The following is a 9,596-nucleotide window of genomic DNA, read 5'->3' on the forward strand; positions in this document are numbered from 1 at the left end:
GAGCCCTCCAATGAGCACACCCTCCTCTGCCGCTGACATAGAACGTTATCCACGCGACCTGCGCGGCTACGGCCGCAAGCCGCCCGCCGCGATGTGGCCCGGCCGGGCGCGGGTGGCGCTGCAGTTCGTGCTGAACTACGAAGAGGGCGGCGAAAACTCCGTGCTGCACGGCGACGCCGGCAGCGAACAATTCCTCTCCGAGATGTTCAACCCCGCGTCCTACCCGGCGCGGCACCTGAGCATGGAGGGCATCTACGAATACGGCTCGCGCGTGGGCGTCTGGCGCATCCTGCGCGAGTTCGAACGCCGCGGCCTGCCGTTGACGGTGTTCGGCGTCTCGATGGCACTGCAGCGCTGCCCCGAGGTCACCGCGGCCTTCGTCGAACTCGGCCACGAGGTCGCCTGTCATGGCTGGCGCTGGATCCACTACCAGGGCATGGACGAAGCCACTGAGCGTGAGCACCTGCAGCGCGGCCTGGCGCTGCTCGAGCAGCTCACCGGCGGCGCACGCGGCGAAGCCGGGCGGGTGCACGGCCTGGGCTGGTACACCGGCCGCGACAGCCCGAACACCCGCCGCCTGCTGGCCGAGCACGGCGGCTTCGAATACGACAGTGACTACTACGGCGACGACCTGCCGTTCTGGCTGCAGGTGAAAAGGTCCGACGGCAGCCTGGCGCCGCAGCTGGTGCTGCCCTACACACTGGACTGCAACGACATGCGCTTCGCGCTGCCGCAGGGCTTCAGCCATGGTGACGAGTTCTTCGAGTACCTGCGCGATGCTTTCGACGTGCATTACGCCGAGGGTGACGAACGCCCGGCGATGATGAGCATCGGCATGCACTGCCGGCTGCTCGGCCGCCCGGGCCGCCTGCGTGCGCTGCAGCGTTTTCTCGACCACGTGCAGCGCCACGACCGCGTCTGGATCACCCGCCGCATCGACATCGCGCGCCACTGGAAGAGCGTGCATCCCTTCGATGCCGGCACTGCCTTCGTCTGGGAATGAGCATGTTGAGCCTTGCGCACCTGAACAGCGCCGCCAGCGCGGCCGATGTCGCCACGCTGCTGGACGGCACCTACGAACATTCACCGTGGATCGCCGAGCGTGCCGCGGCGCAGCGGCCCTTCGCCAGCCTGGCCCAGCTGAAGCTGGCGCTGGTGCAGGTGGTGCGCGAGGCCGGGCTGGCCGCGCAGCTCGCGCTGATCCGCGCCCACCCGGAACTGGCCGGCAAGGCCATGGTGAGCAAGACGCTCACCGCCGAATCGACGAACGAACAGGGCAAAGCCGGCCTGGCCGACTGCACGCCCGAAGAGTTCGCGACGCTGCAGCGCCTGAACGCCGACTACAACGCCCGCTTCCGTTTCCCCTTCATCCTGGCGGTGCGCGGGCCGCGTGGCCTGGGGCTCACGCGCCACGAGATCATCAGCACGTTCGAGCGCCGCCTGACCCACCCGGTGGACTACGAGCGCGAGGAGTGCCTGCGCAACATCCACCGCATCGCCGAGCTGCGCCTGAACGACAAGTTCGGCCACGAACCAACGCAGGGCAACCTGGTCTGGGACTGGGCCGAGAAGCTCGCGCTGCACAGCGACCCCGGCTATGCCGAGCGCGGCCAGCTCACCGTGACCTACCTGACCGATGCGCACCGCGCCTGCGCGCAGCGCCTGGCCCACTGGATGCGCGAGGACTGTGGCTTCGACCGGGTCGAGATCGATGCGGTGGGCAATGTCGTCGGCGTCTACGACGGCAGCGACTTGACGGCCCCGCGCCTGCTGACCGGCAGCCATTACGACACCGTGCGCAACGGCGGCAAGTACGACGGGCGCCTCGGCATCTTCGTGCCCATGGCCTGCGTGCGTGCGCTCAAGGCCGCGGGCCGGCGCCTGCCCTTCGGTATCGAGGTCGTGGGTTTTGCCGAAGAGGAAGGCCAGCGCTACAAGGCCACCTTCCTCGGCTCGGGCGCCTTGACCGGCCACTTCGACAACAACTGGTTGGCGCAGCGCGATGCCGACGGCGTGACCATGCGCGCGGCGATGGAACATGCCGGGCTGTGCATCGCCGACATCGCCAAGCTCCAGCGCAACCCGGCGCGCTACCTGGGTTTTGTCGAGGTGCACATCGAGCAGGGTCCGGTGCTCAACGAAATCGACCTGCCGCTGGGCGTGGTCACTTCGATCAACGGCAGCGTGCGCTATGTCGGCGAAGCCATCGGCATGGCCAGCCATGCCGGCACCACGCCGATGGACCGGCGGCGGGATGCCGCTGCGGCCGTGGCCGAGCTGCTGCTCTACCTTGAAAAAAGAGCGGCCAGCGAGCCGCACCTGGTCGGCACCGTCGGCATGCTGGAAGTGCCCGGCGGCTCGATCAACGTCGTGCCCGGCCGCTGCCGCTTCAGCCTGGACATCCGCGCCACCACCGATGCCGTGCGCGAGGCCTGCACCGCCGACGTGCTGGCCGAGCTGGAGCGCATCGGCGAACGGCGCGGCGTGCGCCACACGCTCGAAGAGACCATGCGCGCCGCCGCGGCGCCCAGCGCACCGGCCTGGCAACAGCGCTGGGAACGGGCCGTGGCAGCGCTGGGCCTGCCGGTGCACCGCATGCCCAGCGGCGCGGGCCATGACGCGATGAAATTGCATGAAGTGATGCCGCAGGCCATGCTCTTCGTGCGCGGCATGAATGCCGGCATCAGCCACAACCCGCTGGAAGCCGTGACCAACGACGACATCGAACTCGCCGTGCGGGCCTTCGGGCATCTGCTGGAACAAGGCTTGGAATAAGGGACGGACCCCACACCATGAACGATTACGAACGACTCGACCACTGGGTCGACGCGCACTTCGACGCCGAAGTGCAATTCCTGCAAGCCCTGGTGCGCGTGCCCACCGACACGCCGCCCGGCAACAACGCACCGCATGCCGAACGCACGGCCGAGCTGCTGGCCGCGTTTGGGCTGACGGCGGAGAAGCACCCGGTGCCGGCGCAGCAGGTCCAGGCCTGCGGGCTGCAGTCGATCACCAACCTGATCGTGCGCCGCCGCTTCGGCGCGGGGCCGACGATCGCGCTGAACGCGCACGGTGACGTGGTGCCGCCCGGCGCCGGCTGGACGCACGACCCATACGGCGCCGAGGTGGTCGACGGCAAGCTCTACGGCCGCGCGTCGGCGGTGAGCAAGAGCGACTTCGCGAGCTACACCTTCGCGCTGCGGGCACTGGAATCGCTGGGCGCGTCCTTGAAGGGCGCGGTGGAACTGCACTTCACCTATGACGAGGAGTTCGGCGGTGAACTGGGCCCGGGCTGGCTGCTGGCCAACCAGCTGACGAAGCCCGACTACCTGCTGGCCGCCGGTTTCAGCTACCAGGTGATCACGGCGCACAACGGCTGCCTGCAGATGGAAGTGACGGTGCACGGCAAGATGGCCCATGCCGCGATCCCCGATACCGGCATCGACGCGCTGCAGGGTGCGGTGCGCATCCTGAATGCCTTGTACGAGCAGAATGTGCGTTATCGCGCGGTGCGCTCCAAGGTGGAAGGCATCAACCATCCCTACCTGAACGTCGGCCGCATCGATGGCGGCACCAACACCAACGTGGTGCCCGGCAGCGTGGTGTTCAAGCTGGACCGCCGCATGATCCCCGAGGAGAACCCGGCCGAGGTCGAGGCCGACGTGCGCCGCGTGATTGCCGAGGCGGCAGCCGGTTATCCCGGCCTGCGCGTCGAGATCAAGCGCCTGCTGCTGGCCACGGCGTGGCAGCCCGATGCGCGCAGTGCGCCGCTGGTGCAGGCGCTGCAGAAGCACGGCGCGGCGGTGTTCGGCGAAGCGATTCCGACCTCGGGCACGCCGCTGTACACCGATGTGCGGCTGTACGCTGCGGCCGGCGTGCCGGCGGCGATCTACGGCGCCGGGCCGCGCACGGTGTTCGAGAGCAATGCCAAGCGGGCCGATGAACACCTGGTGCTCGAGGACCTGCGTCGCGCCACGAAGGTGGTGGCGCGCACGCTGTTCGATCTGCTGGCCTGATCGCGGCGCCTGCGACGGCTTGCGGCGCGTTGCGGTCGTTGATGTTCGCTTGAAGCGGACGATTGGTCTGTGTTGCCTTGGGCGGTGATTCTTCGTTGCACTGCGCCGGGATTTCGCCCCGGCAGGCGAGTCACTTTGGTGTCCGCATAACTTCGCTGCGCGAAGTGAGCGGACCCCAGCTTCGCTTGCTTCTGCAGGGCCAGAAGAAAGTAACCAAGGAAGTGGCCCTGAAAACCCAAACGTCCATTTGTGCCTCCGTCACTCCAGCACGGAAGCACAATTGTGAACACGCCCCTGGCATTCTTAATACCCCGAACCGTCGGTCACCAGATTGGCAATAAAACCGCACTGGCATGCGAAAGCGTGCAAGCCTCGGGACGAATGGGCGCAAGGCGCCCTGCGAGCGGTGAAAGCGGCGCCCTGCTTTCGAATGCCAGGGCGTGATATGTGCCAATCTGGTGACCGACGGTTCGGGGTATTGAGAACGCCGGGGACGTGCCGCCAGTGGCGCGGCTGCACGGCGCGTGCGGATGCACGGATGAACGTTCGGTTTTAGGCTCTCTTTCTTGGTTACTTCTTTCTGAGCCAGCAGAAAGAAGTGACCCGCCCGCCGGGGCGGAATCCCGGCCACTTCCAAGTACACCGGCATCGAATAGCGCCTCCGACCGAAAGACCGCAACGGGCCGCTGGCTGACCCTCACCGGGCTGCGCGCTCGGCAGTTTCTCGATGGCCTGCCTGCCACATCGAGCGCCCTTCGCCTCTGCGCGGTCGTAGGATCCGGACTCTGTTCCCCCAACAAGCCCTGAAGTTCGATGGCTCTGGTCTATTCCACCGACAGCGGCCGCATCTGCCCGGCCTGTGGCCAGCCGAAGGCGGCTTGTGTCTGCAAACAGGCCGCGCCGCGGCCGGCCGGCGACGGCGTGGTGCGGGTCTCGCGTGAAACCCAGAGCCGGCGCGGCAAGGCTGTCACGGTGGTGCGCGGCGTGCCGTTGGACGATGTGGCGCTGGCCGAGCTGGCCAAGCGGCTGAAGGCCTTGTGCGGCGCAGGCGGCAGCGTGAAGGACGGCATCATCGAAGTTCAGGGCGAACACCTGGACAAGGTGATGGCGTATCTGCGCGATCAAGGCTGGACCGTCAAGCGCGCCGGCGGCTGAGGCAGCACAACGCGCACGGATAGCATCGTCGCCACGCCAGGTCCTGTTGCCGCGCATCCTGACCTGGCAGGCCATGCTGTGCAGGCCGGCGGTGTGGCCAGCGACGCGCAAAAGACGCGCAAAAGACGCGTCAGATCGTCTTCAGCGCCGAGATCGACGGTGCGAAGAAGTACTCGCCGCCCTTCATCGTCACGAAGCCCCGGAAGTCCACCGCCTTGCGCGGCGAGGCTGCTGTGCCGCCCCAGTGCAGCGGGCAGCGCTGGCCGCCGGCCGGGCCCTGGCCGATGAGGGGGTCGATGCCGGTGCGCGGTGCCGATTTGGCGAAAACCGGGTTGTTGGCCCACGCGGCCTGCGTGAACTCGAACTGGTTGGCGATGTTGGCCTGGTAGGCCATGAACAGCAGGCCCACGCCCTGGGTCGGCAGGTCTGCGCTGCGTTGTGACGGCGCATTCGGGTGGCGGCTGCGTTGGCCATAGGTGATGCCTCGGCGTGGCATCAGGTGCGCACGCTCATGTTCGATGGTGGCGCCCAGGGCACCGGTTTCCCCCCTCGGGTTGGTCTTGCGGATGTGGCTGTGGAAGGGGCACTTGGCGCCGCCGGCGTCATCGAGGTAGTCGAAGTTGTTCGGCACCGGGCTGTTCGCGCCGGCGGCTTTCTGCAGCACCACCGGCGTGCCGTCGGGGAAGCGGCCGACCATCATCGCGCCGGCGCGTGCGGCGTCTTCGCCGGTCAGCCCCAGTGCCTTGGCGAGCCGGCTTTCCGCCTGTTTGAAGCCGCGCACGTTCTGCTCCAGCTTGCGGAACACGAAGTAGCTGCCAAAGCTGTGCGGCGTGCGGCCGCCGGGGTCCTTGACCAGTGCGGTGTCCAGCCCGAAGGCCGGATCCCAGACGGAGGTGCCATCGCGTTCATCGCGTTCGCGGGCGATGTCCTCCTCCAGCATCAGGGGCTGGCTGCGGCCGTCGACGTAACCGAAGTGTTCGATACCTTCGCTTGGACTCAGCAGCGACGCCATGCCCAGCCCGGTTTCTTCACCGACCAGTTGCACCGGTGCCGGCAGCGTGGCCAGCAGCGCCTTGCGCGCCTGCCTGACCGCGGGCGCCGTGAGGTCGGCCAGCAGCACCATCGCGTGCAGCGGGCCCTGCAGGTGGCTGTCCCAGGTCTTGGGCGCAGGGTCGTTCAGATGCTTGCGGCGTTGCGCCATGCCGTCGGCGAAGGCGGCATCGCTGGGCGTGGCCGCCGGGGCCACGCCCAGGGCCTGGTAACCCGCATGGGTCAGGAACAGCAGCGTCACCAGGCCCCCCGGGCGCTGGGTGCGCTTGAAGGTCTCGCTGTTGCGCAGTTGCTGCTGCGCGCTGGTCAGCTGCGCGGCCAGCTGGTGCAGCCAGCGGCGGGCCGGCTCGGCCTCGCTGAAATGCAGGAACAGGTGGGCGGTGTGCTTGCGGCCGTGGCCCTTCAGAATGTTGGCCTGCAGGTCCTGCAGCATGGCCCGTTGCTCGGCGCCGGCCTGTTTCCAGGCCAGCGGCCGGCTCAGGTCGATGGGCATCGGCTTCTCCGGCATGGCTCAGGCGCGCCGGTTGCGGGCCTGGATGCGCAGCGGCATCGATGCGGGATAGGGCGTGGCCATGCAGTCTCCTCATGCGTTGCCGCGGTGGCGGCTGGATGGACACACCCGCAGTGCCCGTCTGCATGATCACGCGGCCCGCCGGCCCGCGACATCCACTCGGCGGTGGATGAGCGCGCGGGCCTCCGCTGCCCGGTGCCGGCGTCAGTCGGTGGCGCTGGCCACCAGCCCGTCGCACAGGGTCTGCAGCCGCTGCGCATCGTCCGGGCCCAGCTCGCCGGCACGCAGCAAGGTGGCACGCTGGATGGTGCGCAGGCGGAACAGCAACTCGTCTTCCACCGCTTCCACTTCGGCGGCGTCTTGCGCGCTCACTGTTCCCTGGGCCCACAAGCCGCTGGCGTACCAGCCAGTGCGCAGGCGGCGCAGCAGGTGCTGGGCCAGGCCCAGCGCATCGACCAGCGTCGGCGCGGTGGCGCTCTCGGCCAGTTCGCTGACACGGTCCTGCGCGGCCTGCAGCGCGGCGTCCAGCGTGCTGATGCGGTGCTGGATGGCCTCCGCCGTCAGCCTCGCCTGCAACGCGGGCTGCACGCGCGCGGCCGATGAAATGCGGCCGACCCAGCTGAGGTCGAATTCACCCGGCACCACGCGCAGCGCGACGCTGGCGCGTGCCAGCTGCGGGTGGCCGTTGCGCATCACGCCCAGCGCGGCTTCGGTCACCGCCAGCAGCCGGCCCTGCGGCGAGACCTGCTCGCTGCGCAGGCCATGCGGGTAGCCCGAACCGTCGAGCCGTTCATGGTGCTCGGCAATCGCCCGCGCCACCGTGGCCGGGTAATTCGTCAGTTGGGAAATCAGCAGGCTGCCGACGTGCGGGTGCACCACCAGGTGCTGGTAGCTCTGGAAGTCCAGCGCGCGGTCGGCATCGGCTTCGCCGTAGTGCGGATCGATGTACATCTCGCCCAGGTCGTGCAGCAGGCCGCAGACCATGGCCACGCGCAACTCGGCGATGCCGCCGCCGTGCGCGATCATCAGCGCGCCGTTCAGCGCCATGGCCTGCAGCGCATGCTCGAAGCTCTCCGGCCGCGACGCCTGGCCGGCCGTCAGCAGCAGCTGCGCCACCGGGTGCAGCGGCAGGTGGCCGGCCTCCTGCATCAGCCGCGCGGCATGCGGGCGCAGCACGGCGGAGAGCGCCGAATCACGCGCCAGCATCTGCTCGGTGGCCTTGACCAGCGAGACCGATGTGACGCCGTCTTCGGCCAGCAGGCAGCTTTCCAGCGGGTGGCGCAGGCGTCGGTCCAGCAGCTTGCGCTGCAGCGCGCTGGACACGGGCATGTCGCGGGCCCACAGCTTGGTGCCCGAGATGTCGAAGATGTCGCGCGACGCGATGATGCTCTTGGTCTGGCTGGCCTCCAGGATGGTGGCCAGGGCATGCGGGTTGGCGGTGGAGAAACCGGTCTTGGGGGCGGGCGCGTTCATGGCTGCACTCCTGGGGTGGGTGACGCCAGGTTTTCGGCCCCTGCGCAGCGGCCGCTGAGGCCCCATTGGTGACCGGAGTGGTGGCTCGGTGAGCAGATGCAACTGTCGCGTCCAGCGGATCAGGCTGTCGGCGCGGCTGCCAAGGGCCCGCCGTGCCATTGCTGCGAATCCGCCGGCGCCTGCGGCCGATCGTCGAGGCCGTAGTCACGCGTCACCTCGGCCACCCGCAAGCGGTAGTCCGCGAAGATGCCGGCGCGGCCCGCTGCCTGCGCCATGCGGTGCGCTTCAATGTTTCGCCATTGCTGCACGGCAGCCTCATCGCGCCAGAACGACAGCGACAAGTACTTGCCCGGTGTGGCCAGGCTCTCGAAACGCTCGACCGTGATGAAGCCGTCGATCTGTTCCAGCAAGGGCCGCAATGCCGCGGCGGTGTCGAAATAGGCCTGCGCCTGGCCCGCGTTCGGCTGCAGCTCGAAGATCACCGCGATCATGCCGGCCGACCTTGCGGATGCGCCGCCTGGTTCAGCGTCCCTTCGACGCCGGCGACGAAGTTGCGCTCCTCGCGCAGGATCAGCCGCTTCTCCTGCGCGAAGGCAAAGTTCGCGCGGCCTTCCGGGTCCGCGCGCAGCCGCGCGCGGTAGGCCTCGTAGTCCGCCAGGCTGCCGAACGAGATCAGGCCCCAGGCGATGTTGTTGGTGCCCTCGTGCGGCAGGAAGTAGCCGAGCAGGTGGCCGCCGCAGCGCGGGATGATGCGGCCCCAGGCTTCGGCATAGGCCTGGAAGGCGTCGCGCTGGAAGGGGTCGATTTCGTAGCGGATGATGCAGGTGACGGGCATGGCGGGAAAGTCTCCGGTAGGTGAGGCCTGCAGCGTAAGCGGTGCGGCGGCATGAATGGTTCGTCTAACATCGAACCATGAAAGACGGTCCGCACATTGCCCGCGTCGCCGCGCTGATCGGCGATACGGCCCGCGCCGAGATGCTGTCCGCACTCACCGGCGGCCAGGCGCTCACCGCCACCGAGCTGGCCGGCATCGCCGGCATCACCAAGCAGACCGCCAGCGCACACCTGGCCAAGCTGCTGGAGGCGCAGCTGCTGCAGATGCAAGCCCAGGGCCGGCACCGCTACTACCAGCTGGCCGATGCCGACGTGGCCCACCTGTTGGAAAGCCTGATGGGCGTGGCCTTCCGCGCCGGCGCGGTGCGCCTGCGCTCCAGCCCGCGGGAGCCGGCGCTGCGCAGCGCCCGCATGTGCTACGACCACCTGGCCGGCGACTATGGCGTGCAGGTCTTCGACAGCCTGCTGCAGCGCCAGTTGCTCGGTGGCCCGCGCGGCGATGCGCAGCACCCGGCGCTGACGGCGCAGGGCGAGGCCTTCTTCCACGATTTCGGCAT

The 9,596-nt window shown here is 68.7% G+C and carries 9 protein-coding genes; 5 read left to right on the forward strand and 4 right to left on the reverse strand.

The window, feature by feature from the left end:
* The first annotated feature begins 10 nt into the window (after positions 1-10).
* The 4 genes from puuE to VLK61_RS27800 all read left to right on the forward strand — a co-directional run bounded on the left by puuE (position 11) and on the right by VLK61_RS27800 (position 5,171).
* Positions 11-1,003: an allantoinase PuuE gene (gene puuE, locus VLK61_RS27785; RefSeq protein WP_325426171.1), complete on the forward strand. Its 993-nt coding sequence runs from the start codon at positions 11-13 to the stop codon at positions 1,001-1,003.
* A 2-nt stretch (positions 1,004-1,005) separates the two neighbouring features.
* Positions 1,006-2,775 carry a 2-oxo-4-hydroxy-4-carboxy-5-ureidoimidazoline decarboxylase gene (gene uraD, locus VLK61_RS27790; RefSeq protein WP_325426173.1) on the forward strand — a complete coding sequence of 590 codons (1,770 nt, stop codon included), beginning with the start codon at positions 1,006-1,008 and terminating at the stop codon, positions 2,773-2,775.
* A gap of 17 nt (positions 2,776-2,792) precedes the next feature.
* Positions 2,793-4,016 (forward strand): M20 family metallopeptidase, encoded by a 1,224-nt coding sequence (locus tag VLK61_RS27795; protein ID WP_325426175.1) that lies wholly within the window; start codon positions 2,793-2,795, stop codon positions 4,014-4,016.
* Positions 4,017-4,829: 813 nt separating this feature from the next.
* Positions 4,830-5,171: a translation initiation factor Sui1 gene (locus VLK61_RS27800; protein WP_325426177.1), complete on the forward strand. Its 342-nt coding sequence runs from the start codon at positions 4,830-4,832 to the stop codon at positions 5,169-5,171.
* 130 nt (positions 5,172-5,301) lie between these two features.
* Here VLK61_RS27800 and VLK61_RS27805 read toward each other — a convergent pair whose 3' ends face one another.
* The 4 genes from VLK61_RS27805 to VLK61_RS27820 form a co-directional block, all read right to left on the reverse strand.
* Positions 5,302-6,714, reverse strand: coding sequence for a Dyp-type peroxidase (locus VLK61_RS27805; protein WP_325426179.1), 1,413 nt, complete (start codon positions 6,712-6,714; stop codon positions 5,302-5,304).
* A gap of 222 nt (positions 6,715-6,936) precedes the next feature.
* The gene (locus tag VLK61_RS27810; protein WP_325426181.1) at positions 6,937-8,205 is read right to left on the reverse strand and encodes an HD-GYP domain-containing protein; all 1,269 of its coding nucleotides are present in this window, start codon (positions 8,203-8,205) and stop codon (positions 6,937-6,939) included.
* A 119-nt stretch (positions 8,206-8,324) separates the two neighbouring features.
* On the reverse strand, positions 8,325-8,696 hold the full coding sequence (locus tag VLK61_RS27815; protein WP_325426183.1) for an antibiotic biosynthesis monooxygenase family protein: 372 nt from the start codon (positions 8,694-8,696) through the stop codon (positions 8,325-8,327).
* A complete protein-coding gene (locus VLK61_RS27820) occupies positions 8,693-9,040 on the reverse strand; it encodes an NIPSNAP family protein (protein ID WP_325426185.1) in 348 nt (115 codons plus the stop codon). The genes VLK61_RS27815 and VLK61_RS27820 overlap by 4 nt, the downstream gene beginning before the upstream one ends.
* 77 nt (positions 9,041-9,117) lie before the next feature.
* Between VLK61_RS27820 and VLK61_RS27825 the strand changes: the two genes are divergently transcribed.
* Positions 9,118-9,596, forward strand: a 479-nt coding sequence (locus VLK61_RS27825; RefSeq protein WP_325426187.1) for an ArsR/SmtB family transcription factor, incomplete at its 3' end; no start/stop codon positions are given.

The organism is Aquabacterium sp. (assembly GCF_035476535.1).
Taxonomy (GTDB): Bacteria; Pseudomonadota; Gammaproteobacteria; order Burkholderiales; family Burkholderiaceae_C; genus Pseudaquabacterium.